Genomic DNA, 23337 nt, shown 5'->3' on the forward strand with positions numbered 1-23337 from the left:
CCGGCGGGACGGCAAATGTAAGAAAACCAACGGCGGCGTAAAATCGCCGGATGTCCGCCAGTCCCGCACCCACACCCTTACCCGCATCGACACCCGCCGCCGCGCGCCAGGCCTTCCTGCTCGGCCTGGCGATCGCCGTGGTCGGCGCGATCCTGTTTTCCGCCAAGGCCATCGTCGCCAAGCTGATCTATCGCTACCAGGTCGATGCCGTCACGCTGATCACCTTCCGCATGCTGTTCTCGCTGCCGTTCTTCGCCGGCATTGCGCTGTGGAAGGCGGCGCAGTCGCCGCCGCTCGCCCGCACCGACCGCATCCGCATCGTCGTGCTCGGCCTGCTCGGCTACTACCTGTCGAGCTTCCTCGATTTCCTCGGCCTGCAATACATCTCCGCCGGCCTGGAACGGCTGATCCTGTTCCTGACGCCCTCGTTCGTGCTGCTGATCTCGGTCGTCTTCCTGAAGAAGAAGATCACCGGGCTGGAATGGGCGGCGCTGGCCACCGCCTACCTTGGCACGGTGCTGGTGTTCTTCCACGACGCCCGCGCCGGCGGCTCGAATGTGCTGCTGGGCGGCGTCTTCGTGCTCGGCAGCGCGGTCGCGTATGCGATCTACCTGGTGCAGTCGGGCGAACTGGTGAGCCGGGTCGGGCCGCTGCGCCTCGTTGCCTACGCAATGTGCGTGTCCAGCGCGGCCTGCATCCTGCAATTTTTCCTGCTCCGGCCGCCGGCGCTGCTGCTGCAGCCGGCTGGCGTCTACTGGCTGTCGCTGGTGAACGCCGTGTTTTGCACCGTGCTCCCGGTGATGATGACGATGGTCGCGGTCGCCCGCATCGGGCCGGGCACCACCTCGCAGGCAGGCATGGTCGGACCGGTGTCGACGCTGTTCCTCGGCGCCGCCATCCTGGGCGAACCGATCACCGGAATACAGCTTGGCGGGACCGCGCTGGTCCTGGCCGGCATCTATCTTTTATCGAGAAAACGCGCTTAGGGGGAATCATGGATTTTGGAATCGCCGGAAAGAATGCGCTGGTGTGCGGCGCCAGCAAGGGGCTGGGGCGCGGTTGCGCCGACGCGCTCGCGGCAGAGGGTGTCAACGTGACGCTGGTGGCGCGCGGCGCCGAGGCGCTGGAGACGGCCGCGGAAGAGATCCGGCAGAAGACCGGGGTCAAGGTGACGGCGGTCGCCTGCGACATCACCACGGCGGACGGTCGCGCGCAGGCGCTGGCAGCATGTCCGCAGCCCGACATCCTCATCAACAATGCCGGCGGCCCGCCGCCCGGCGACTTCCGCAACTGGAACCGGGACGACTGGATTGCCGCCATCGACGCCAACATGCTGACGCCGATCGAGCTGATCAAGGCCACGGTGGACGGCATGATGGCGCGCCGCTTCGGCCGCATCGTCAACATCACCTCCAGCGCGGTGAAGGCGCCCATCGATGCGCTCGGATTGTCCAACGGCGCGCGCGCCGGCCTTACCGGCTTCGTCGCCGGCGTCGCCCGCAAGACCGTGGCGAGCAACGTGACCATCAACAACCTGCTGCCGGGCGCATTCGAAACCGACAGGCTGATGAAGAACATCGCCAACACCGCGGCGTCCGCCGGCAAGCGTCCGGAAGAAGCCGCGGACGCGCGCCGCCGCGGCATACCCGCGCAGCGCTTCGGCAATGCCGCCGAGTTTGGCGCGGTTTGTGCATTCCTGTGCAGCGTCCACGCCGGCTACATGACCGGCCAGAATGTGCTGCTCGACGGCGGCAACTACCCGGGAACGTTCTGAAAAATACTGAAGCATGCACACGGAGGACGTGTGAAAAAGCGGATTGCACTGATCGCCCACGACGGCAAGAAGGATGACATGGTGGAACTGGCGTCGCGTCATGCGGACCGGTTGCGCCAGTGCATACTCGTCGCCACCGGCACGACCGGCAAGCGGCTGCATGACGAGGTCGGCCTGACCGTGGAGCGCAAACTCTCCGGCCCGGCCGGCGGCGACCTGCAGATCGGCGCCGAGCTGGCCGAGGGCAAGATCGACCTCGTGATCTTTCTGCGCGACCCGATGACGCCACAGCCGCACGAGCCGGACATCAACGCGCTGGTGCGCGCCTGCGACGTGCACAACATCCCCTGTGCCACCAATCCCGCCTCGGCCGAGCTGATGCTCGGCCAGCTCGTACCGCATCATCATCACAACAACAGATAGGACAGGAGCCACAATATGGTCAAGGCAATTCGGATCAACCAGGTCGGCGGACCGGAAGTCATGGAGTATGTCGACGTCGAGGTCGGCGATCCCGGCCCCGGCGAGGCGCGCGTACGCCAGGCGGCCTGCGGCCTGAACTACATCGACGTGTATTTTCGCACCGGTGCCTATCCGCAGCCCCTGCCCGCCGGGATCGGGATGGAAGGGGCGGGCACGGTGGAGGCGGTCGGCCCCGGCGTCACGCACGTCAAGCCCGGCGACCGCGTCGCCTATGCCTGCCGCCCGACCGGCGCCTATGCCGAGGCGCGCGTGATGCCGGCCGCCGGCCTGGTCAAGCTGCCGGACGAAATCGACTTCGAGACGGGTGCGGCGATGATGCTGCAGGGGATGACCGTGCAGTACCTGTTCCGCCGCACGTATCCGTTGCGGGGCGGCGAGACCATCCTGTTCCATGCGGCCGCCGGCGGCGTCGGCCTGATCGCCTGCCAGTGGGCGCGCGCGATCGGCGTCACCATGATCGGCACCGTCGGTTCCGACGAAAAGGCCGCGCTGGCCAAGGCCCACGGCTGCACCCACACCATCAACTACAACACCGAGAACTTCGTCGAGCGGGTCAGGGAGATCACCGGCGGCCAGGGCGTGCCGGTCGTCTACGACTCGATCGGCAAGGATACCTTCACCGGCTCCCTGGACTGCCTGGCGCCGCTCGGCATGCTCGCCAGCTTCGGCGCCGCATCCGGACCGGTGCCGTCGTTCAGCCTGAACGAGCTGGCCTCGCGCGGCTCCCTGTTCGTGACCCGGCCGTCGCTGTTCACCTATACTGCGAAACGGGAAGACCTGGAGAATTCGGCGGCGGACCTGTTCGCGATGGTCGTCGGCAAGAAGATCAGGATCGACATCAACCAGCGTTATGCGCTGAAGGACGCGGCCCAGGCGCACCGCGACCTGGAGGCGCGCAAGACCACCGGCTCCACCATCCTGGTGCCGTAACCCGGCCGTCCACCATCGCCGGCATCCGGTCGCCCGCCCCGCCTCTTCCCGGGCGGCGGCCGGTTCGTGCAACAGACATACTCATCACGATGACAGATCCCGACAAGAACCCGATGGAGCATCCCGACGAGCAGCCTGCCGGCGCGGACGGCACGCCGCGCTTTGGCCGCCTGCTGATCGTGCTGCTGCTGGCGGTGCTGGCGATGGTCGGGCTCACCGTCTTTTCCGAATGGCTGTACTCGTAGCCGTCCGATGAGCGCAGACCGCACCGTCCTGCTCAACACGCTGGCATTCACGGCGGTGCGTCTGGCTTCCGCCGGCTTCGATGCCTTCACCACGCGCCTTTTGCAGTCGCTGGCCGCGCCGGTGCAGGATGGCGCCCCCGACGACGGCGGCCTGCGCGAGCGGACCGCGGAGCGGCTGCGCCGGCACGCGCCGGTGTTTCACAGCCTGCTGCGCGACGCGCTGCAACAGTCGCTGCTTGCAGCGATCGACGCGGCGGCGGTGCAAGGGAGGGCAGCGCTGCGCAGCGGCGCGCTCGACCTGTCGCTGCAGGACTTCGACGCGATGCAGCGCCGCGTGCAGATCGAGAACCTGGCGCAGGCGCTGGATCTCGCCAACGCCGACCAGCTTGCCATACTCGGCATGCGCATCACCCACTGGCTATGGCCGGACGAGCTGCGTACCGTGCCAAACCCTTTTCGGGCGGAAGTCTTTCTGGCGGCCGCCGCCGATGCCTGGGACAAGTTCGAGCGTGAGCCGGGCAGTCTGGCGCTGTTCCTGGCGCAGCTGCGTCCGGCGGTCTTCCTGCCGCTGGATGCACTCTACGAAGCCCTGAGCGGCGAGTTGCAATCCCGCGGCGTGCTGCCGGATGCGGAACGGCGCTACTGGAGCGAGATTCCCGAGCTGACCGTCGCGGTCACGCCGACCCTGCGCGACATGCTGCAGGCCTGGCTGGCGCCGGAAGGAACACTGAAACTGATCCCCGCGCGCGCCGCGGCCCTGCTGGACGGCATGTTCGAGCAACTCGCGAACGACAGCCGCCTGCCATTCCGCGCCCGCAAGACCGTCGCCCTGATCGGGCAGGCGCTGGCGCCGTCACTGCAGGCGGACAGCGAATTCTTCTTCAGCGATGCCCACGCGGCGCGGCGGCTGCTTTGCCTCGCGTTCGATGCGGCGCTTGCCTCGGGCGACGGCAGCGATGCCGTGTCGCAGGCGCTTGCCGCCCTGCCGGATCACCTGGCGGAGGCGCAACCGGCGCAAGGCGCATCGCTCGACCGGTTGTCCGATGCACTGCGGGCGGCGCTGGACGCTTACGACCGCGGCAATACCGAAGCGCTGGCGGCGCACAAGACGGAAGCATTGCGGCAGGAGGCGGGCGCCGCCGCCGCGGGCCAGGCCAGGGCCGACATTGCGGCGCGGCTCGAGACCGGCGAGGTGGATGCCATCGTCGAGCATTTCCTGCAGGAGCAATGGGCAGAGGTGCTTGCCTTTGCCTATCGGGTGCAGGACAGCAAGCCCGAGCTGCTGCCGGCGGTCACGCGCGCCATGGACGACCTGGTCTGGACCCTCAAGCCGAAGGCCGGCGCGGACGAGCGCCGGCGCATGGTCGAGCGCCTGCCCTCGCTGGTGGCGACGCTGAATGCCTGGATGAACGTGATCAAGTGGCAGGGCGAGGCGCGCGAGGCTTTCTTTGCCGCACTCGCCGAACGCCATGCGGCGGCGCTGCGGCCGGCCGGCGACGCCCGGCAGGAGCTGGAGCAGCGGATGGAGACGGTGCGCAAGGCCAGCGAACACCAGCTGGACCGACGGGCCACCGAACAGCAGCAGGCAGCGGATGCCGCCTTCATGCCGACGGTCGAGGGACTCGCCCCCGGCAGTTGGGTGGAGCTGGTGCGCAAAGACGGCAACCGGGTCAACTGCAGGCTGTGCTGGGTCAGTCCCGGCCGCAGCCGGCTGGTGTTCATCCAGCCGCAGACCCGGAGGGTCTTCATGCTCAGGGCGGAAGAACTGGCGCGCGCGCTGCGGGCGGAGCGCGCGGCGCTGATTCCCGTCGCGGCGCGTGTCGAGCAGGCGATCGCCGATGCCCTGGCGCTGCTGCGGGGCTGACCGCCCCGGCCCATGGCCGTCAGCGCTCCATCTTCAGCTCGATGCGCCGCGGCACGCCGTTCGGTCCCGGGAATTCGGCGAAGGCGCTGCGCACCATGTACGGCATGACCGCCGCCAGCGAGGGATTGGTGCCTTCGCTGACGACCGTGGTCTCATGCAACTTCTTTCCGTCCGACATCCGCGACAGCGTCACCTTCAACTCCCGGTGGAACAACTGGTATTGCGAGACGCGGTGCTCGACCACGGCGGGCCCGTACCAGAACGGGTCGTAGAACGGTCCGTACGGCCCGTAGGGGCCGTAGAACGGATGCGGGCCGTAGTAGCCGCGGAATCCGCCCCAGTAAGGATAGGGCCGCACCACCACCGGGTACACCTCGCGCACGTCGCGGCCATTGACCGAATAGGACAGGGCCGCCTTCAGCGCCGGCCTGGTCGCCGCCGGCGCTTCGGTGAAGCCGAGGCGCTGCAGTTCGGCGCGCACCAGGTTTTCGTAGTTCAGGTATTTGAGGTTGTTGTTCTGGTCCTTGGTGCGCTCGAACACATAGGACTTGTCGGGCAGGGTGGACGGCCATTCGTGGAAGGCGGTCACGTCGCTGCGGATGGTGGTTGCACAGCCGGCCAGCAGCACGCACGATGCGGCCAGCAGCCTGATCAGCCAGGACTTCATGCTTCTCTCCGGTGGTGAGCTGCGACAACGCAGCGGTGATGAAAAATCAGAATGCGGCATCGACGAAAAATTCCGCAAAAGCCGCATTCTTCACGATCAGCGCGGATTCTCGAAGAAGATGTAGCTCGAGGCGTAGTCGCTGATCTCGAAATAGACCTTCTTCTCGTTCTGGTCGGCGACCATGTTCAGGTTCTCGTCGAGCACCCCGTAGCCGAAGCGGTAGGAACGGGCCTGGCCGTTGCCGCCGCCGCCAGTCGCGGTCGCCGTCGTGATCTTGTCGATGGCCAGGAAGCGTCGCACCAGCTTTTCGCCGGCGTAGAACTCGAGCACGCCGTCGGTGCCGGTCCAGTTCTGGACCGAGCGGCTGATCTGGTTCTGCTGCTCCTGTGTGCAGGCGGAAAGCAGCGCGGCCGAGGCCATCACGAAAAGCGCAAAGGATGATTTCATAGGAAGAGGCTCCGGTAGCGTTGGTTGTAAAATGCCGGTTTGCGAGCATTATCCCCCGATTCAAATTCCCTATGCGCACCGATACCCCCCAGACGATTTACCGCAAGGACTACGCGCCGCCCGCGTATCACGTCGAGACCGTGGAGATGGGCTTCGACCTGGATCCGGAACTGACCCGCGTCGCCACCCGAATGACCCTGTCCCGCAACCCGGCTAGCCGCGGCACCAGCCTGGTGCTGTACGGCGAGGGACTGGAGCTGGTGCAGCTGCGGATGAACGGGAAGGTGGTGGGCAAGCGCGGCTACACGCTGGGCGGCGGCGTGCTGGAGATCTTCAGTCCGCCGGAACAGGTGACGCTGGAGATCGAGACTGCCACCAACCCGGCGCAGAACACCTCGCTGATGGGCCTGTACGTTTCCAACGGTAATTTCTTCACCCAGTGCGAGGCCGAAGGCTTCCGCAAGATCACCTTCTTCCCCGATCGCCCGGACGTGATGGCGAAGTACACGGTCATGCTGCGCGCCGACAAGGAAAAGTACCCGGTGCTGCTTTCCAACGGCAATCTGATCGAGGAGGGCGACCTCGGCGACGGCCGCCACTACGCATTGTGGGAGGATCCGTTCAAGAAACCCTCCTACCTGTTCGCGCTGGTCGCGGGCAAGCTGGTGTGCCAGGAAGAGAAATTCACGCTCGGCTCGGGGCGCGAAGTGCTGCTGCAGGTGTGGGTCGAGGACGGCAACCTGGACAAGACCCAGCACGCGATGGGCTCGCTCAAGCACAGCATCCGCTGGGATGAGGAGCGTTATGGCCTGGAGCTCGATCTCGACCGCTTCATGATCGTCGCCGTCGGCGATTTCAACATGGGCGCGATGGAGAACAAGGGCCTCAACATCTTCAACACCAAGTACGTGCTGGCCAACCCGCGCGTGGCGACCGACGCCGACTATGCCGGCATCGAATCCGTGGTGGCGCACGAGTACTTCCACAACTGGACCGGCAATCGCGTAACCTGCCGCGACTGGTTCCAGCTGTCGCTGAAGGAAGGCCTGACGGTGTTTCGCGACCAGGAATTCTCCGCTGACATGATCGGCACCGACAGCGGACGCGCGGTCAAGCGCATCGAGGACGTGCGCGTGCTGCGGCAGGCGCAGTTCCCGGAGGACGCCGGCCCGATGGCCCACCCGGTGCGCCCCGACTCCTACGTCGAGATCAACAATTTCTACACCGTCACCGTCTATGAAAAAGGCGCGGAAGTGGTTCGCATGTACCAGACCCTGCTCGGCCGCGACGGCTTCCGCAAGGGCATGGACACGTACTTCGCGCGGCATGACGGCCAGGCGGTGACCTGCGACGACTTCCGTCTCGCGATGGCCGACGCCAACAGCCGCGACCTCACGCAGTTCGAACTCTGGTACAGCCAGGCAGGCACGCCGCGGGTCAAGGTCGAGACCGCGTACGACGCCGATGAACAGGTATTCGACATCACGCTGAGCCAGTCCTGCGCGCCGACCCCGGGGCAGGCCGAGAAGCAGCCTTTCCACATCCCGGTCGCCGTCGGCCTGCTCGACGGGGACGGCCGCGACATGCCGCTGTTCCTCGAGGGCAGCGGCAGCGCCGAGGCCTTCACCACCATCGTGCTGGAACTGACCGAGGCCAGCCAGACCTTCCGCTTCAAGCACGTGAAGGAAAGGCCGGTGCCGTCGGTGCTGCGCAATTTCTCGGCGCCGGTACACCTGGACATCGACTACAGCGACCAGGAACTCGCCTTCCTGATGGCCAACGACAGCGACGCCTTCAACCGCTGGGAAGCAGGACAGCGGCTGGCGATGCGGCGCATGCTGGCGCTGGTGCAGGCGACGCGCGAGGGCGGGGCGCCTGAGGACGGCGACGGGCAGGGCAACCCGCTGGTCGACGCTTTCCGTGCTACGCTGACCGACCGCCAGCTCGACGCCGCATTCCAGGAGTTCGCGCTGACCCTGCCGTCGGAAACCGTGCTCGCCGAGCAGATGGACGTGATCGACCCGCTCGCGATCCACGCCGTGCGGCAGTCGACCCGCCGCGCGCTGGCGCAGGCCCTTCGCGGCGAGTGGGAAATCGCCTACCAGTCGAACCGCACGCCCGGCGCCTACAGCCCAGACGCCGAATCGGCCGGCAAGCGCGGGATGAAGAACCTGGCGCTGTCCTACCTGATCGACCTCGACGATGCCGCCGCGCACCGTCTCGCCCAGAACCAGTACGACAGCGCGAACAACATGACCGACCGCATCGGCGCGCTCGCCGCGCTGGTCAACAGCAGCGCGCCGGGCAGGGAAGAGGCGCTGGCGCGCTTCTACCAGGACTTCGAACGGGAGGCCCTGGTCGTCGACAAGTGGTTCTCGCTGCAGGCCATGTCCCGCAAGACCGACGTCGCCGCGGTACGGGAGCTGATGCGCCACCCGGCCTTCACGCTGAAGAACCCGAACCGCGCCCGCAGCCTGGTCTTCAGCTTCTGCAACGGCAATCCGTCGCAGTTCCACGCAACGGACGGCAGCGGCTACGAATTCTGGGCCGAACAGGTGATCGCGCTGAATGCGATCAACCCGCAGGTCGCCGCGCGCCTCGCGCGCACCCTCGACCGCTGGCGCAAGTACGCGCCGGCGCTGCAGCAGAAGATGCAGGCCGCACTGAAGAAGGTGGCCGCCACCCGCTCGCTGTCGAAGGATGTGCTCGAGGTCGTCACCAAATCATTAGCCTAAATTGACAAACAGGGAGTCCAACATGAAACGGGTCAGCCTGACACAATACCTGGTCGAAGAGCAGCGCCTGCACAACAAGATTCCGGCCGAGCTTCGCCTGCTGATCGAAGTCGTCGCCCGCGCCTGCAAGACCATCAGTCATGCGGTCGGCAAGGGCGCGCTCGGCGAGGTCCTCGGCACCGCCGGCAGCGAGAACGTGCAGGGCGAAGTGCAGAAGAAGCTCGACGTGCTGTCCAACGAGATACTGCTGCAGGCCAACGAATGGGGCGGCCACCTGGCGGCCATGGCCTCGGAGGAAATGGAAAGCATTTTCCCGATCCCCAACCGCTATCCGAAGGGCGAATATCTGCTGCTGTTCGATCCGCTCGACGGCTCCAGCAACATCGACGTCAACGTGTCGATCGGCACTATCTTCTCCGTCCTGAAGGCGCCGGAAGGCATGACCGAGCCGACCGAGGAAGCATTCCTGCAGCCCGGCAGCCGCCAGGTCGCCGCCGGCTACGCCGTCTACGGCCCGCAGACGGTGCTGGTGCTCACCACCGGCGACGGCGTCAACTGCTTCACGCTCGACCGCGAGATGGGTTCCTGGGTGCTGACCGAGCGCGACATGAAGATTCCGGCCGAGACCAAGGAATACGCGATCAACGCCTCCAATGCCCGCCACTGGTATCCGCCGGTCAAGCGCTACATCGACGAGCTGCAGGCGGGCGACACCGGTCCGCGTGGCAAGAATTTCAACATGCGCTGGATCGCGTCCATGGTCGCCGACGTGCACCGCATCCTCAACCGCGGCGGCATTTTCATGTACCCGGCCGACGCGCGCGAGCCGGAGAAGCCCGGCAAGCTGCGCCTGATGTACGAGGCCAACCCGATGTCCTTCCTGATCGAGCAGGCCGGCGGCGCCGCGACCAACGGCAAGCAGCGCATCCTCGACATCCAGCCGGGCAAGCTGCACGAGCGGGTCGCGGTCTTTCTGGGGTCGAAGAGCGAAGTGGAGCGCGTGACCAGCTACCACCAGCAATAGTGCGTCGCCCCCGGTTCCAAGCCCGCAACAATTCTGCTAGAATCCCGGGCTTACTGCTGATTTGATCAGTAGTGCCGCTGTAGCTCAGTCGGTAGAGCAGCGCATTCGTAATGCGAAGGTCACCAGTTCGATTCCGGTCAGCGGCACCATTCCTCATCTGTCTCAGCAACTGAAAAAGCCGCGTATGCGGCTTTTTTGCTTTCCGGCCCCTGCGGCGAGCTTAGCGCGCAAGAGTGCCTGCCTGATTATCTGCTTGCCGCCGCGTTGGTGAAGTACAGGGAGCTGGTTCCACATTCCGCACACTCGCGAAAAAATTGCACTCCGTCTTTGCGGACACGTTCCCGGTGCCCCGGCTGGCCGCAATCTACCTTCAGGGGCGTATTTCCGTCGCAGGCGCCGCATTTGAAGTAGTACCCGAACTTGCCGTACTGCACAGAGAGGTTAGTGCTGCCACACGAGCGGCATGCGTGGGCAACCGGCATTGCGGGAGAGGGTGTTGCTGCTGGCCGCTCGGGCCGTTTTGGGGGCGGCATCTCAGGTTCTGCAGCCACCGCTGGCGCGGCTGGTGTAACGGGTGCCGTTACCGTCTCCGCTATTCCGAATCTGGCACGGTAGTCGATTTCGACCGGCCGATGCAGAGCGATGAGCTTTTTCGCAATCTCCGCAATAGAGTCCAGTCGGGCGACCTTCAGCAGGCCGCCGATGACGGTCATGAACGAGCCGCCTTCCAGGGTCTTCTCCAGCGCCGTGATGAACTGATCGGCCTTGACCACCTTGGACGTATCGAAGCGCTTCGGCCTGTCTATACGCGCGCTGGGCGCAACAAGGATCAACGATTCGATGTTTGGCTCCGGCAAGCCGGCGGACAGAAGCGCCTTACGCAGTACCGCGGCGTGGCGCACATTTTGTTCAAGGGGAGAGGGCATACCCTCAAAGGTTTTTTTCCAGTCGTTCCAGCGCAGGAATTCGCCTTGCTCGGTGATCTTCACGCCATGGGAGAAGTGCTTGGTCTCGAGGATGAAGAAGCGATAGGTCCGGTGAATGAGCAGATGATCGATCTGGGCTACGCGCCCATCCGCAAGTTCCAGCCGCAAATCATGAATCACGGCGGTATTTTTGGAGTCCCGGAGGTGGAAGTCGATCAGATAGGCGGACTCCTGTTCCCCTTTAATTCCGGCACGCGTCGTGCGGATCTCGCGCTCGATAAGGGGAGCCTTGTCGGGCGGCGCTTTGGAAAAGAAGGTCCTGGAGACGTGCGAGCGCGTCTTCCTTGCTGTCAGCATCCTTGCAAATCATCTACCGGTACCTTCCTGTTCAGGACTCAAGACCCGGGTAGTGTAACGGTTTCAGCCTGCTTGCTGCAGGTACAGTCATTTATCGACGACAAGATCGTAACTCCGAAGCCCGGCTTGCAAGGTGACGTGGGCGGGATTGGGAGCCACCGGCGACGAAAGTGCGGCGTGCCGTGCAGCGGAAGACCGACAGATGTGAGCAGGAAAGGATAGGGCAGCCTTCAGGCTGCCCTGGTTTTCACACCCGACTTTATGGGTTCGCCGGGTCATCCGGATCCGGCGTCTCCGGCATCAGCTTCTGCATGTCCTGCCGGCTGACGCGATGCGGGCGGTGCGGGTCTTCATGGGGTTCGTCCGCCGGCACGATGTGCTGGTCGCCGGACTGCTTCTGCTGGATCTCGAAACGGTCGGCGGCTTGCTGCCGGTCGCGGTTGGGGTGGGTCATTCTCATTGCGTGCTCCTTTGTCTCGTTGCACCCGTGATGCGCGCGGGTCGGGTTAGATGAAGCACGGCTTTGCAAGTTCGCCTGTTCCGTACGCCATCGCTGTTGCCGGCGCTCCAGCCGGGGTCATGGTCTATCCACGTCGAGTTTGATTGGCCTCAGTCCGACGCCGGGTTCGATGCAGGTGATCCTCACTATACTGAGCTTCAGCCTGTCACCGGGCCAGCCCGGGGCTGCGCACCAAGTGCGCCCCGCTCGCCGGCCGGCGGCTCTTTCTCTCGCACGGAAATTCCCTGACAGGGAGCGGAAATGAGCACCATCGTCCGGATTGACGACGAGGCTATCGATACCGACGGCTTCATCAAGAATCTCAAGCTCACCGGCCAGTTCGAAGGGCTGGTCGAACAACTGGTGCGCGACCGGCTGGCAGTACATGCGGCCAGGAAGTCCGGCATCAGGATCAGCCCCGACGACGTACAGGAGCGCGCCGACCAGTTCCGCCGCGTCAAGGGATTGCATCGCGCCGCCGACACCAACCGCTACCTCGATGCGCTCGGCGTGACCCTGGACGAGTTCGAGCAGTTCATCACCGACAGCCTGTACGAGGAAAAGATGATGCAGCAGGTCTGCAGCGACAAGGCGGTGGAGGAATATTTCCAGCTGAACTCGCCGCGCTTCGACTGCATCGAGGTCAGCCACATCGTGGTCGACAGCGAAGGCAAGGCCAAGGAGATGATGTCGGTGCTGTCTGACGACCCGGAGAGTTTCGAGGAGATGGCGCGGGAACATTCGGTGGCCGATACGCGCGAACAGGGCGGACGGATCGGCCGGGTGCTGCGCGGTGCGCTGCGCAGCGACATCGAAGCCAAGGTCTTCAACGCCACGTCGCAGGACCTGCTCGGTCCGTTTGCCTCGGCCGACCGCACGCTGTTCGAGATCTTCCGCGTTGATGCGAAGCACCCGGCGCAGCTCGACGACGATACGGCGGTGGAGGTGCGCCGGCTGCTGCGGGAGGACTGGCTGGCGGGACGCGCGCAGGAGCACATGATCAGGGCGGGCTGAGGCGTCCGCCGCGGGGCCGCCGCCGGGGCTGCCCGGCCACGCTTCCCCGGAAGGGAAACAACGCACCGGGGAACCCCGCATGGAGACACCGTCCCGATCCTCATCGCTCGCCGACTTCCTGTCATCGGTCGAGATCCTGTCGTCCTTCACGCCCGAGGAGCTGGAGCAGCTGGCCGAGCATGCGGAGTCCCGCTTCCACGCCTTCGGCGATGCCATCTGCAATGCCGGCGACCGTGCCGGCGGCCTCTACATCGTCAAGACCGGCTCGGTGCGCCTGTTCACCGAGGAAAACGGCAAGGAAATCAGCATGGGGGTGCGCAAGGCGCAGGAGGTGTTCGCCGAGGTCGCGATGCTGCGCGACTACCAGCACGAATCCTCCGTGCGCGCCTCCGGCAAGGTCGAGTTGCTGTTCATCCCGCGCAGCGCGATCGAGTCCGTCCTGCCGCGGAATCCGGCCGCGCAGGGCTTCATCAGCAGCTATGTGGCGATCAGCTCGGCCGGCGGTTTCGTCGCCAGGCTGTTCGACTTGCGCGGAAAGGTCGCCAAGGGCGAGATGGAGGAACTGATCCGCAGCGTCGGCGCCAAGCGCGTGGCAGCGGGAAAGGAGATCCTGAAGCAGGACGCGCGCGACGACCGGCGGCTGTACGTGGTCAGACGCGGCGAGGTGCGGCTGGTCCGCAGCGAGGAAGGGGAGGAGTATGCGGTCGCCACGCTGCGCGAGGGCGAGATATTCGGGGAGAAGTCGTGCGTGATGCGCCAGGAGCAGATGGTCTCCGCCATTGCCGTCACCGAATGCGCGCTGCTGGTCATTCCCGAGCGCACCGTGCAGATGCTGTTGGAGCGCAATCCGAGGCTGCGCGACGTCCTGGAGGACCGCATCCGGGGTCTCGAGCGCGAGCTGCAGCGCCAGAAGAAGCTGGCCGAGCGGCGCAAGCGGCCGGTGCTGCTCGACCTGCAGTCGAAGGCGGCCATGGGGGAGCGGGTGCTGCCGCGCTTCCCGCTGGTGGAACAGGCGGAGGAGATGGACTGCGGCGCCGCGTGCCTGGCGATGCTGTGCCGCCACTACGGCATCGCGATGACCCTGGGCAAACTGCGCGAGCTGGCGAACGTGACGACCCAGGGCGCGACCATGGAAAGCCTGGCGCGCGCCGGCGAATCGCTGGGCTTCACCACGCGCGGCGTACAGTGCACCTATGAGGCGCTGCTCGGCTTCGAACTGCCGTTCATCGTGCATTGGGAGGGCTATCACTACGTGGTGGTGTACGGCGTGTCGAAGGAGCAGGTGTGGGTGGCGGACCCGGCGCTCGGCTTCCGCAAGATGGGCATCGACGAGTTCGAGCGCGGATGGCATGGCACCTGCCTGCTGTTCTCGCCCGGCGAGCACATCGTGCAGATTTCGGCGGCGCGCTCGCCATGGGTACGCTTTGTCGCCTACCTGCGGCCGCACCGCAAGATCCTGCTGCACCTGTTCATGGCCACCTTCGTCATCCAGGTGCTCGGCCTGGTGCCGCCGCTGATCATCCAGAACATCCTCGATGGCGTGATCGTGCATCAGAACGTCGGCCTGCTGCACCTGCTGATCGTCGGGCTGATCATCGCCAACCTGTTCACCCAGATCATGAGCACGGTGCGCGCCTTCCTCGCCAACTTCATGGTGCGCAACATGGACTTCGCGATGATGTCGCATTTCTTCAAGCACACCATGTCGCTGCCGTTCTCGTTCTTCGCCAAGCGCAAGGCAGGTGACGTGCTGGCCCGCTTCGAGGAGAACCTGACAATACGTTCCTTCCTCACCGAGTCCACGGTGACCACGGTGCTCAACCTGATGATGGTGTTCATCTACTTCACCATCATGTTCCTCTACAACGTGAAGATGACCCTGGTGCTGATCGCCTTCGTGATCCCGATCGGCGCGCTGACGGTGCTGGCGACCCCGAGGATCAAGACCTATGCGCGCGACGCCTTCACCACCGCCACCGACGCCAAGTCGCACCTGATGGAGACGCTGGGCGGGGTGGAGACGATCAAAGGCATGGGCATCGAGCGCGCGATCCGGCTCAAGTGGGAGCGCAAGTACGCGAAGTCGCTGGACGTGCAGTACCGGGCGCAGCGCTTCAATATCCTGGTCTCGCTCGCCAGCCAGGTGCTGCACGCGGCCACCACCATTGCCATTCTCTGGGTTGGCGCCAACCTGGTGCTGTCGCGCGAGCTGACGATCGGCCAGCTGATGGCGTTCAACGCGCTGATGGGCAGCGTGCTCGGACCGCTGATGGGGCTGGTCGGGCTGTGGAGCCGGGTCAATGATGCGGCGGTCGCGATGGAGCGGCTGGGCGACGTGCTGGAGATGGAGCCGGAACAGCGCCCCGCCGACCTGCAGTCACGGGTGCTGCTGCCGGACCTGCAGGGCGACATCAAGCTGGACGGCGTCTACTTCCGCTATGGCGGCAACGAGACGCCCTATGTGCTGGAGAACATCAGCCTCGACATCAAGCCGGGCGAGCTGGTCGCCATCGTCGGGCGCAGCGGCTCCGGCAAGACCACGCTGGCCAAGCTGCTGGTGGCCTTCTATCCGCCGAGCGAGGGCCGCATCATCGTGGACGGCTACGACCTGGCGGTGATCGACAAGGAATACTACCGGGCGCAGGTCGGCTACGTCATGCAGAGCAACCTGGTGTTCTCGGGGACCATCGCGGAAAACATTGCCAGCGGCGAGGAAAGCCCCGACCGCCGGCGCATCGAGGAAGTGGCGCGCATGGCGGACGCGCACGGCTTCATCAGCAAGATGCCGCTCGGTTACGAGCAGGTGGTCGGCGAGCGCGGCGTCGGCCTGTCGGGCGGGCAGATACAGCGCCTGTGCATCGCCCGCGCGCTGTACCACGACCCGCGGCTGCTGGTGTTCGACGAAGCCACCTCGGCGCTCGACACCCAGTCCGAGAGCAACATCATCGGCAACATGCACGAGATCCTCAAGGGAAGGACCGCGGTGGTGATCGCGCACCGGCTCAGCACCATCATGCAGGCCGACAAGATCCTGGTGCTGTACGAAGGTGCCATCGTGGAGCAGGGGCGGCACGAAGAACTGGTGGGCAGGCGCGGCATGTACTACCAGCTGGTGCAGAAGCAGTTGAGCGCGGCATGAAGATCCTCGACCAGGATGCGGACAGCGGCGGTGCGGTGTCGTATGCGCGGCTGCTGGAGAAGATAGAGATCCTGCGCTCCACGCTGCGCTGGTCCAACCGGCTGGAGCGCCGCGAGATCGAGAAGTTGCTGCTGCAGGCCGGCGCGCTACGCGACGAGGTGATGCAGTTGTCGCACAAGGAGCGCTTCGTGCGTGCGGCCGGCAGCGAGACGCCGCAGGTGCCGGCTGCGCCGGGCGAGCGGCGCCAGCAGCTGCTGGCGCGCAGCTTCGTGTTCGAAGGCGTGTTCGGCGACAACCCCAGGCTGCTCGATGCGCTGGAAGTGGCGGAGAAGGCGGCGCCCACCGATCTGCCGGTGCTGATCGACGGGGAAAGCGGCACCGGCAAGGAGCTGATGGCGAAGGTGATCCACGCCAACGGCGCGCGCGCGGACCGACCGTACATTTCCGTCAACTGCGGCGCGATCCCGGACAGCCTGCTGGAGTCCGAGCTGTTCGGCCACCGCAAGGGGGCGTTCACCGGCGCGGTCAACGACCGCAAGGGCAAGTTCGAGAGCGCGCACAAGGGCACCATCTTCCTCGACGAGATCGGCGAGCTGCCGTTGCCGGGACAGGTCAAGCTGCTGCGGGTGCTGCAGGCGCACGAGATCCAGCGCGTCGGTTCCGACGAACCTATCTCGGTGGACGCTCGGATCGTCGCCGCAACCAACAAGAACCTGCGCAAGCTGATCGCCGACGGCAGCTTCCGCGAAGACCTGTTCTATCGCCTGAGCGTGATCCACCTGACGCTGCCGCCGCTGCGCGAGCGCCGTGACGAGATACCGCTGCTGCTGGCTTATTACGGCGACGAGGCTGCGGAGGCCTTGCGGCGACGTCCCGTCACGTACACGCCGCGCCTGCGCAGTTTCCTGCTCAACTATGCCTATCCCGGCAACGTCCGCGAGTTGCGCAACATCCTCTACCGCCTGTCGTGCCTGGCGCCGGAGGTGGCCGACATCGGCCACCTGCCGGAGGACATCCGGCCGCAGCCGTTCGCGATGCCGGTCGCGAAGACGGATGGACAGGCGGCGCCCGCCGGCATCGCGCTGCCGTCCTCGCTGGGCGAGGCCAAGCGCCATGCGAGCGATGAGGCGGAGCGCGCCTTCCTCGAACGCGGGCTGACGGAAGTGGGGGGATCGGTGTCGGAGCTGGCGCGCCGTTGCGAGATGAACCGCTCCCACCTGCAGATGCTGCTGAAGAAGCACGGCATCCACTCGAAGGATTTCCGGAGCATGCGGCCGGCGCCGGGGGCAGCGGCGTAGGCCGTCAGCGAGGCGCCGTTCCGGCCGACTGCAGCTCCCGCGCCGCGCGCAACGCCGCCTCGGAAAACACCATGGTGCCGTTTGCGGTGCGCGCGTCGTCGCGGAACTCGCCTTCCCAGTAGCTGCCGTTCTTCCAGGTATAGCGGCCCTGGCCATGGCTTTTGCCGCGCTGCCAGCCGCCCCGGTAGGTGTCGCCGCCGGCATAGGTGATGGTGCCGGTCCCGTCCGGGAGACCATTCTTCACATCACCCTGGTAGCGGTTGCCGTTCGGGTAGGTGATGGTGCCTTTGCCGTTCGGTACGTCGTTCACCCAGTCGCCGTTGTAGCGCTGGCCGTTGGTCCAGGTGAACTGCCCGCGGCCCTCCTTCATGCCGCGCACCAGGGTGCCCTCGAAGCGGTTGCCGTCCTTCCAGATGATCCTGCCGCTGCCGGAGACGATGCCGGTTGCCGGATCGGGCCGGAAGCTGCCTATCATGGTCTGGCCGGGAAGCTGCAGCGTCGTGCGCTGCGCGCCGGTGTCATCCGCGCCCGGCGCTGCTTCCGCTGCGGACCTGGACGCCGGTGGCGGTCCGGACTCCGCAGGTGGCTTCGCTTCCGGCGACGGTCCGGGTTCCGCTCTCGCCTCGCCATGCGGACCGCCACCGGAGGAAGGGCGGGCGAGGGCGATCGGCGGCGTGTCGCGTGCGGCGGCCTGCGCGGGCGGCACGATGGGTGGCGCTGCAGCTGGCGCCGTGGATGGCGGCAAGGCATCGGCCTGCTTCGCCGCGGCGGGAGGCTGCTGCTGCATCTCCGGGCGCAGGACTGCCAGCCGGTCGCGGGCAAGCGCGGCGAAGCGGCCATGCGGGTACCTGCCGAGATAGCTCTCGTAAGCCGCCGGCTGGTTGATCGAGACGGCGAGGTCCCACAGCGCGTCTTCAGGCGGCGTTGGCTTCTTCGCGGTGACCGGCGGTGCGACGCTGCGGGCATCGGCGGTCCTGGTCCTGGTCTCTTGCGGCACGGCGGGGACCGGCCCGGCTGCCGCCTCCTTCTGCTCACGCAGGGCATCCAGCCGGCGCCGGGCCTCGGCGCTGTGCCGCCCGTGCGGAAACGCTCGCAGGTGGCGTTCGAGCGCTTCGGCGCTGCCGCCGGCGGTCGCGGCGTTCCATGATTCCTCGTCGCGGGATGCGCGGCGCGGTGCCGGAACCGGCGGCGCTTGGGTCTGCGGGTTCTCCTGGCCGCCTTGTGCCTGGGGCGGCGGCGGGGCTGCCTGGGCCGGCTGCTGCGCCTGCTGATGGGGCAAAAGTGAGCGCTGCGCGTCTTGCGGCTCCCGCTCCTGCTGCTGCTGGCGCTGCGCCTGCACCGCGGGGGCGGCTGACGCGGGTGCCGGCGCGCGTTCCGCCTGCTGCGCCGGCGCGTCGCTGTCGCCGGAGGACAGCGCGATGCTGCCGTCCGGCGTGCCGGCAGGTTCGGCCATGCGCGCACGGTCCGCCAGATAGTTGCCGAGATAGAGGCCGGAGCCGATGCCGGCGCACAGCACCAGTCCGATCAGCGCCGATTTCATTCGGCCCGGCACGGATGCCGCGCGTGCCGGCGGCGGCATGCGCCAGGTAGCCTCGCTGCCGCCGCGCGCCGGCAGCGGTGCGGTGGCCGTCGGCGGCCCCTTTCGCGCGCGGTCGGCGGCAGTGGCGTCGAAGCCCGGTTCCAGCCGGGGGGCGGACGCTGCCTGGCGCGGGGCCGGCACGACGGGACGGGACGCGTCCAGCGCGCGTCTCAACTCGGCAATCGACTGGTAGCGCTGCTCCGGTTTCACTGCCAGCGCGTTGTCGATCATGGCGAGGAAGGCCGCGCTGTAGCGGCCCTTGCCAGCCTGGCCGGCCGGCACCAGCTCATCGTGCACCACCCGCGCGACCGCAGGCGGCGGCGCGTTCCCGGTGATCAGGTAGTACACGACGGCGGCAAGTGCGTAGATGTCGGTCCACGGTCCCTGGCGCAGGCCGGCGATGTCGGCATACTGCTCGATCGGCGCGAAACCCGGCTTCAGTATCACGGTCAGGCACTGGGTGAGATCGCCGATCACCCGCCGTGCCGCGCCGAAGTCGAGCAGCAACGGGCGTCCGTCCTTGAGCAGCAGGATGTTGTCGGGGGCGATGTCGCGATGGAAGCAGTTGGCCTTGTGAATGGTCTCGATCGCGTCCAGCAGGTCGACCAGGAGCTGCCGGATCCAGCGTTCGTCCGGATTGATCTTGCGCTCCTTCAGCGCCTGCTTCAGCGTCATGCCGTCGTAGTACGGCATCACCATGTAGGCGGTGCCGTTGGCCTCCCAGAAGCGGTGCACCTTCACCAGCGAAGGCGAGTCGAACTGCGCCAGCATCTTCGCTTCGTTGATGAAGCTCCTGAGGCCCGCGGTGAAGGTGCCGGCGTTGGCGTGCGAACGGACCGTGACGCACAGGTTGACGTTGCGGGTCGCCAGGCCGGTCGGCATGTACTCCTTGAGCGCGACGTGGCGGTCGAGCGAGTGGTCATAGGCCAGGTAGACGGCGCCGAAGCCGCCTTCGCCGATCAGGTCGACGACTTCGAATTCCCCGAGACGCGTCCCCTTCGGCAGCACGTGCACGCCCTGCGTGCCGTCGCCGGCGTTGCCGCGCCCCGGCGGGCTCTCCCCGAGCATCATGGTCTTGTCGCTGTCGTCATTCATGATAGAAGTCCGTCCTGTCCTCGATCCGGCCATCCGGCGCGGTCAGCGGGGATATTCAAGAAGCTTGCCAACCCCCTGCCGGCTTGCGAGCTGCCGTTGCCGCGGGCGGCTGACGGGTGGCGCGCGACATGTGCCGGCGGCTGTCGGGGCCGGCACGACAGAGGGAGGGAATCAGTCGGAGCGGACCTGCTCTGCGAGCCCGGGATTGAGCACCGTCTTTTCGCTTCCATACAGGTCCTTTGCGCGTGTCGCGACAACCGAGATGTTGTCGTGCCCGCCACGCTGCAGGGCGAGGTCCACCAGCAGCCGGGTGGCCTGCTCGCAGTTGCCGTCCTCCAGCACCTCGCTTAATTCCTGCTCGCTGACTTCGTTGCTGAGGCCGTCGCTGCACAACAGGAAGACGTCGCCGTCGTTCAGTTCCATCACGCGCTCGTCCAGCTCGAGGACATCCGCGACGCCGACCGCGCGCGTGATCAGGTTGCGTGCGACATGGGCGAGCACATCGTCATCGCCGAGATTGCCGCGCGCCTTCATCTCCTCGATCTGGCTGTGATCGCGGGTCAGCCTTTGCAGGCGCTGGTCCCGGTAGAGATAGATGCGGCTGTCGCCGGCCCACAGGCAGCCGAACCGGCTGCCGTGGGCGAGCAGCGCCGCCACCGTGCTGCCGATGATGCGCACGCCGCGCGCGGCGGCTTCACCGCGCAGCTGGCGGTTCACCGTCTGCAGGCGGTCGCGCGCATCGAGCATGAACTTTTCCAGGTTCGCCGCCGGGGGGAGCTGGTTCAGGCTTTCCACCACCAGACGGCTGGCGAGGTCGCCGAGCGTATGCCCGCCCATGCCGTCCGCCACCGCCCACAGGCCGCGATCCGCTTGCTCCAGGCAGGCGTCCTCGTTGACCTGGCGGACCAGGCCGACATGCGAACAGGAACACGATGTCCACCGGAATTGCATCGCATCAGTCATGGCAACCTCTCCTGGTTGAAGCGCCTGTGCATGCCGCACCTGCGGCGCCTGCGCGCCGCTTGACCCCGATAACCAACATAGTCCAACCGCGCGCCGTTTATTTGATATTCGTGCTGGTCTCTGCGAGATCGATGTTGATGGCGGCGTTGGCCCCGGCGTTGTTCACATCGACCACCTGGATCTGGTTGATCATCTGGTCCGCGTAGTTGTTGACCTGGTAGAAGTTGATCACGGGCGAGGTGGCGGGTGTACTGGAGACATACGGCCTGATCCAGCCGAACACCCAAGGCGCGCCGCCGCCCCTGATCGTCGCCATCGCCTGCCGGTCCAGTTTCTGGCTCAGGCGAAGGTCCCTGATCGCAATCGATGCCATGTCGTCTCTCCTGTGGCTGGCGTTACAGTGTGGCGGACGTGTTCGCCCACTGCGACGGGCTGACGTCTAACGCCGGTGCGGTGAAACCTGCGCCGATGACGCCGACGTTGTTGAGCGCATTCACCTCCACGTTCTGCAATTGCGCGATGTTCTGGCTGATGCCGACGTTGACATTGGCGATCGGACCGAGTCCGGCCAGCCATGCATTGCCGCCGTGGACGCGTGCCATTGCCTTGCGATCCAGCAGCGTGCTTTCGGGGAGGTCGCGGATGGAGAGGGTTGCCATGATGATGCTCCTTGAGGTGGGTGGATTCGGATTGCGTGTGCCACCGTATCAGCACGGAGCGTGCCAGTGCGAGGATTCCCGTGCAGTCCTTCCGCGGCGCGGGTTTGCACGTTTCGACTGGCATCGGGAAGGGGCTGGATGATGGCGCGGCGCAGACAGGTGCGCCGGCAGTGTCGGGCGGCCGCGTACAGGCGCGTGGACCAGGGAGGATCGGTGGGCGGCAGGGGGCCGCGCCGGCGGCCCGCGCGCGGTGGCGCGCGCGGACGGCGGCCTTTCAGCGGGAAGGCTTTTTGCCGGACGGACTGGCGGCCGGCTTCAGGCCTTGTGCGTTCCAGGGGAAATCGACAAGGCGGGAGGCGCCTGCGCCTGCGCCTGCGCAGGCGGGAGCGGGAATCGCGGGCTGGCGGCGATAGCGGGAGCCGCCGGCTACCGCGGTCATTGCCTCGTGGTCGAGGTCGATGCTTTCGGTCAGGTCCCTGATCGCGATGTTGGCCATGATGCATGTTCCTTTCATTGGAAGTGGCGCGCGCGGAAGCGGCCGGATACCTCGTTCACTTTAGGCGATTTCCGGCGCGCGGTCGACGCGATTTCGGCGGCCGCAAGGGTGGGTGCCGGGCCGCCGCGCATGGAAAAACCCCCCGTTCCCGCAGGAACGAGGGGTGGAGGCCGGGCAGGCCCCTCAGACGGCGACTGCCGTGTTTGCCCATTGCGACGGGCTGACGTCCAGCCTGAGCGGTCCGAAGCCCGCGCCGATGACGCCGACGTTGTTGAGCGCATTGACCTCGACGTTCTGGAACTGGGTGATGTTCTGGTCGATGCCGATGTTGACGTTGGCGACCGGGCCGAGACCGGCCAGCCACGCATTGCCGCCGTGGATGGAGGACATTGCCTTGTGGTCGAGCTGGCTGCTTTTCTGCAGGTCCTGGATTGCGATGTTTGCCATGGTGCTTGCTCCTGTGGTGGGGGGGCGGAGGCACGCCTCCGCCGGATGTATCGATCAGCCGAAGCGGATGTTGTTGCTGCCGTGCTGCGTCGGGTTCACGTTGGACGTGATGCCGCAGACGAAGGCCGCGTTGTTGCCGTTGTTGACCGTGGTGTTCTGGCTCTGGCCGAGCACCTGGGAGGCGTCGAAGCTGAGCGCGTTTCCCGGCATGTAGGGCATGCTGCCGGCGTGCTGGGACAGCATGGCCTTGCCGCTGCCGCCCTGGATGACGGCCATGGAAGCGTGGTCGAGGTCGGCCGCGACGGCCAGGTCGGTGATGTGCAGTGATTTCATCTCGGTTCTCCTGAGGTATGTAGCCGGTGCGATTAACGGAAGCTGATGTTGTTGCTGCCGTTCTGGGTCGGGTTCACGCTGGACGTGATGCCGGAAGCGAACGCGACGTTGTTGCCGTTGTTGACCGTGGTGTCCTGGCTCTGGCCAAGCACCTGCGAGGCGTTGAAGTCGATGTCGCCCGGACCCTTGCCGTAGTCGAAATTCGGCAGGGAAGGCAGGCAGCCCTTGGGCATGGCGTAGCCGTAGGTGCCGCCCTGGACTTCAGCCATGGCTTTGCCATCCAGTTCCCTGGTGGCGGACAGGTCGTTGACGAGTAGCTTGTTCATGATGTTTCTCCTTGAATCGGGTTGCGTGTGATGGACG

23 protein-coding genes and 1 tRNA gene are annotated in these 23337 nt (G+C 66.2%); 12 read left to right on the forward strand and 12 right to left on the reverse strand.

Annotated elements, in window-relative coordinates; all coding sequences use genetic code 11:
* The first annotated feature begins 50 nt into the window (after positions 1–50).
* The 6 genes from VIM12_RS17600 (at position 51) to VIM12_RS17625 (ending at position 5296) form a co-directional block, all read left to right on the forward strand.
* Complete coding sequence (locus VIM12_RS17600; protein WP_331943081.1) at positions 51–986, forward strand: DMT family transporter; 936 nt, start codon at positions 51–53, stop codon at positions 984–986.
* A gap of 8 nt (positions 987–994) precedes the next feature.
* The gene (locus tag VIM12_RS17605; protein WP_331943082.1) at positions 995–1774 is read left to right on the forward strand and encodes an SDR family oxidoreductase; all 780 of its coding nucleotides are present in this window, start codon (positions 995–997) and stop codon (positions 1772–1774) included.
* 30 nt (positions 1775–1804) lie between these two features.
* A complete protein-coding gene (locus tag VIM12_RS17610; RefSeq protein WP_331943083.1) occupies positions 1805–2197 on the forward strand; it encodes a methylglyoxal synthase in 393 nt (130 codons plus the stop codon).
* 15 nt (positions 2198–2212) lie between these two features.
* Positions 2213–3187 (forward strand): quinone oxidoreductase, encoded by a 975-nt coding sequence (locus VIM12_RS17615; protein WP_331943084.1) that lies wholly within the window; start codon positions 2213–2215, stop codon positions 3185–3187.
* 89 nt (positions 3188–3276) lie between these two features.
* Positions 3277–3432 carry a hypothetical protein gene (locus VIM12_RS17620; RefSeq protein ID WP_331943085.1) on the forward strand — a complete coding sequence of 52 codons (156 nt, stop codon included), beginning with the start codon at positions 3277–3279 and terminating at the stop codon, positions 3430–3432.
* A 7-nt stretch (positions 3433–3439) separates the two neighbouring features.
* Complete coding sequence (locus tag VIM12_RS17625; RefSeq protein ID WP_331943086.1) at positions 3440–5296, forward strand: DUF1631 family protein; 1857 nt, start codon at positions 3440–3442, stop codon at positions 5294–5296.
* A gap of 19 nt (positions 5297–5315) precedes the next feature.
* Here VIM12_RS17625 and VIM12_RS17630 read toward each other — a convergent pair whose 3' ends face one another.
* Positions 5316–5963, reverse strand: coding sequence for a DUF4136 domain-containing protein (locus VIM12_RS17630; RefSeq protein WP_331943087.1), 648 nt, complete (start codon positions 5961–5963; stop codon positions 5316–5318).
* A 96-nt stretch (positions 5964–6059) separates the two neighbouring features.
* Positions 6060–6410 carry a hypothetical protein gene (locus VIM12_RS17635; RefSeq protein ID WP_331943088.1) on the reverse strand — a complete coding sequence of 117 codons (351 nt, stop codon included), beginning with the start codon at positions 6408–6410 and terminating at the stop codon, positions 6060–6062.
* Between the two features lie 71 nt (positions 6411–6481).
* Here VIM12_RS17635 and pepN point away from each other — a divergent pair, with 71 nt between their 5' ends.
* From pepN to VIM12_RS17650, 3 genes are all read left to right on the forward strand, one after another.
* Positions 6482–9145, forward strand: a complete 2664-nt coding sequence (gene pepN, locus VIM12_RS17640; RefSeq protein ID WP_331943090.1) for an aminopeptidase N — start codon at positions 6482–6484, stop codon at positions 9143–9145.
* 22 nt (positions 9146–9167) lie between these two features.
* Positions 9168–10169, forward strand: a complete 1002-nt coding sequence (locus VIM12_RS17645) for a class 1 fructose-bisphosphatase (RefSeq protein ID WP_331943092.1) — start codon at positions 9168–9170, stop codon at positions 10167–10169.
* A gap of 73 nt (positions 10170–10242) precedes the next feature.
* Positions 10243–10318 (forward strand) — tRNA-Thr (locus tag VIM12_RS17650).
* A gap of 96 nt (positions 10319–10414) precedes the next feature.
* On the opposite strand, the gene VIM12_RS17655 is transcribed toward VIM12_RS17650, so the two are convergent.
* The gene (locus VIM12_RS17655; protein WP_331943094.1) at positions 10415–11452 is read right to left on the reverse strand and encodes a nuclease-related domain-containing protein; all 1038 of its coding nucleotides are present in this window, start codon (positions 11450–11452) and stop codon (positions 10415–10417) included.
* Between the two features lie 259 nt (positions 11453–11711).
* Positions 11712–11912: a hypothetical protein gene (locus VIM12_RS17660; protein ID WP_331943096.1), complete on the reverse strand. Its 201-nt coding sequence runs from the start codon at positions 11910–11912 to the stop codon at positions 11712–11714.
* Between the two features lie 300 nt (positions 11913–12212).
* Here VIM12_RS17660 and VIM12_RS17665 point away from each other — a divergent pair, with 300 nt between their 5' ends.
* The 3 genes from VIM12_RS17665 (at position 12213) to VIM12_RS17675 (ending at position 17402) form a co-directional block, all read left to right on the forward strand.
* A complete protein-coding gene (locus VIM12_RS17665; protein ID WP_331943098.1) occupies positions 12213–12965 on the forward strand; it encodes a peptidylprolyl isomerase in 753 nt (250 codons plus the stop codon).
* A gap of 79 nt (positions 12966–13044) precedes the next feature.
* Positions 13045–16104, forward strand: coding sequence for a peptidase domain-containing ABC transporter (locus VIM12_RS17670; RefSeq protein WP_331943100.1), 3060 nt, complete (start codon positions 13045–13047; stop codon positions 16102–16104).
* Positions 16101–17402 (forward strand): sigma-54 interaction domain-containing protein, encoded by a 1302-nt coding sequence (locus VIM12_RS17675; protein WP_331943102.1) that lies wholly within the window; start codon positions 16101–16103, stop codon positions 17400–17402. Before VIM12_RS17670 ends, VIM12_RS17675 begins: the two co-directional genes overlap by 4 nt.
* A 4-nt stretch (positions 17403–17406) precedes the next feature.
* On the opposite strand, the gene VIM12_RS17680 is transcribed toward VIM12_RS17675, so the two are convergent.
* The 8 genes from VIM12_RS17680 to VIM12_RS17715 form a co-directional block, all read right to left on the reverse strand.
* Positions 17407–20076, reverse strand: coding sequence for a protein kinase domain-containing protein (locus tag VIM12_RS17680; RefSeq protein WP_331943104.1), 2670 nt, complete (start codon positions 20074–20076; stop codon positions 17407–17409).
* A 171-nt stretch (positions 20077–20247) separates the two neighbouring features.
* A complete protein-coding gene (locus tag VIM12_RS17685; RefSeq protein ID WP_331943106.1) occupies positions 20248–21039 on the reverse strand; it encodes a PP2C family protein-serine/threonine phosphatase in 792 nt (263 codons plus the stop codon).
* 97 nt (positions 21040–21136) lie between these two features.
* A complete protein-coding gene (locus tag VIM12_RS17690) occupies positions 21137–21412 on the reverse strand; it encodes a hypothetical protein (RefSeq protein WP_331943108.1) in 276 nt (91 codons plus the stop codon).
* A gap of 22 nt (positions 21413–21434) precedes the next feature.
* Positions 21435–21698 (reverse strand): hypothetical protein, encoded by a 264-nt coding sequence (locus VIM12_RS17695; RefSeq protein ID WP_331943110.1) that lies wholly within the window; start codon positions 21696–21698, stop codon positions 21435–21437.
* A gap of 274 nt (positions 21699–21972) precedes the next feature.
* Positions 21973–22194 carry a hypothetical protein gene (locus VIM12_RS17700; RefSeq protein WP_331943112.1) on the reverse strand — a complete coding sequence of 74 codons (222 nt, stop codon included), beginning with the start codon at positions 22192–22194 and terminating at the stop codon, positions 21973–21975.
* A gap of 183 nt (positions 22195–22377) precedes the next feature.
* Positions 22378–22641 carry a hypothetical protein gene (locus tag VIM12_RS17705; RefSeq protein WP_331943114.1) on the reverse strand — a complete coding sequence of 88 codons (264 nt, stop codon included), beginning with the start codon at positions 22639–22641 and terminating at the stop codon, positions 22378–22380.
* A gap of 54 nt (positions 22642–22695) precedes the next feature.
* Positions 22696–22974 carry a hypothetical protein gene (locus tag VIM12_RS17710; RefSeq protein WP_331943116.1) on the reverse strand — a complete coding sequence of 93 codons (279 nt, stop codon included), beginning with the start codon at positions 22972–22974 and terminating at the stop codon, positions 22696–22698.
* Between the two features lie 32 nt (positions 22975–23006).
* Positions 23007–23300, reverse strand: coding sequence for a hypothetical protein (locus VIM12_RS17715; RefSeq protein WP_331943118.1), 294 nt, complete (start codon positions 23298–23300; stop codon positions 23007–23009).
* Between the last annotated feature and the right edge of the window lie 37 nt (positions 23301–23337).

It is taken from the genome of Noviherbaspirillum sp. (assembly GCF_036563305.1).
GTDB lineage: Bacteria > Pseudomonadota > Gammaproteobacteria > Burkholderiales > Burkholderiaceae_D > Noviherbaspirillum.

What these genes read in the sequence shown, in the direction of transcription:
- VIM12_RS17645 (WP_331943092.1), top strand. Translation starts at nt 9,168, where the DNA reads ATGAAACGGGTCAGCCTGACACAATACCTGGTCGAAGAGCAGCGCCTG.
- VIM12_RS17615 (WP_331943084.1), top strand. Translation starts at nt 2,213, where the DNA reads ATGGTCAAGGCAATTCGGATCAACCAGGTCGGCGGACCGGAAGTCATG.
- VIM12_RS17635 (WP_331943088.1), bottom strand. Translation starts at nt 6,410, where the DNA reads ATGAAATCATCCTTTGCGCTTTTCGTGATGGCCTCGGCCGCGCTGCTT.
- VIM12_RS17705 (WP_331943114.1), bottom strand. Translation starts at nt 22,641, where the DNA reads ATGGCAAACATCGCAATCCAGGACCTGCAGAAAAGCAGCCAGCTCGAC.
- VIM12_RS17715 (WP_331943118.1), bottom strand. Translation starts at nt 23,300, where the DNA reads ATGAACAAGCTACTCGTCAACGACCTGTCCGCCACCAGGGAACTGGAT.
- VIM12_RS17675 (WP_331943102.1), top strand. Translation starts at nt 16,101, where the DNA reads ATGAAGATCCTCGACCAGGATGCGGACAGCGGCGGTGCGGTGTCGTAT.
- VIM12_RS17695 (WP_331943110.1), bottom strand. Translation starts at nt 21,698, where the DNA reads ATGGCAACCCTCTCCATCCGCGACCTCCCCGAAAGCACGCTGCTGGAT.
- VIM12_RS17655 (WP_331943094.1), bottom strand. Translation starts at nt 11,452, where the DNA reads ATGCTGACAGCAAGGAAGACGCGCTCGCACGTCTCCAGGACCTTCTTT.
- VIM12_RS17620 (WP_331943085.1), top strand. Translation starts at nt 3,277, where the DNA reads ATGACAGATCCCGACAAGAACCCGATGGAGCATCCCGACGAGCAGCCT.
- VIM12_RS17660 (WP_331943096.1), bottom strand. Translation starts at nt 11,912, where the DNA reads ATGAGAATGACCCACCCCAACCGCGACCGGCAGCAAGCCGCCGACCGT.
- VIM12_RS17710 (WP_331943116.1), bottom strand. Translation starts at nt 22,974, where the DNA reads ATGAAATCACTGCACATCACCGACCTGGCCGTCGCGGCCGACCTCGAC.
- VIM12_RS17690 (WP_331943108.1), bottom strand. Translation starts at nt 21,412, where the DNA reads ATGGCATCGATTGCGATCAGGGACCTTCGCCTGAGCCAGAAACTGGAC.
- VIM12_RS17670 (WP_331943100.1), top strand. Translation starts at nt 13,045, where the DNA reads ATGGAGACACCGTCCCGATCCTCATCGCTCGCCGACTTCCTGTCATCG.
- VIM12_RS17600 (WP_331943081.1), top strand. Translation starts at nt 51, where the DNA reads ATGTCCGCCAGTCCCGCACCCACACCCTTACCCGCATCGACACCCGCC.
- VIM12_RS17685 (WP_331943106.1), bottom strand. Translation starts at nt 21,039, where the DNA reads ATGACTGATGCGATGCAATTCCGGTGGACATCGTGTTCCTGTTCGCAT.
- VIM12_RS17700 (WP_331943112.1), bottom strand. Translation starts at nt 22,194, where the DNA reads ATGGCCAACATCGCGATCAGGGACCTGACCGAAAGCATCGACCTCGAC.
- VIM12_RS17680 (WP_331943104.1), bottom strand. Translation starts at nt 20,076, where the DNA reads ATGAATGACGACAGCGACAAGACCATGATGCTCGGGGAGAGCCCGCCG.
- VIM12_RS17605 (WP_331943082.1), top strand. Translation starts at nt 995, where the DNA reads ATGGATTTTGGAATCGCCGGAAAGAATGCGCTGGTGTGCGGCGCCAGC.
- pepN (WP_331943090.1), top strand. Translation starts at nt 6,482, where the DNA reads ATGCGCACCGATACCCCCCAGACGATTTACCGCAAGGACTACGCGCCG.
- VIM12_RS17625 (WP_331943086.1), top strand. Translation starts at nt 3,440, where the DNA reads ATGAGCGCAGACCGCACCGTCCTGCTCAACACGCTGGCATTCACGGCG.
- VIM12_RS17630 (WP_331943087.1), bottom strand. Translation starts at nt 5,963, where the DNA reads ATGAAGTCCTGGCTGATCAGGCTGCTGGCCGCATCGTGCGTGCTGCTG.
- VIM12_RS17665 (WP_331943098.1), top strand. Translation starts at nt 12,213, where the DNA reads ATGAGCACCATCGTCCGGATTGACGACGAGGCTATCGATACCGACGGC.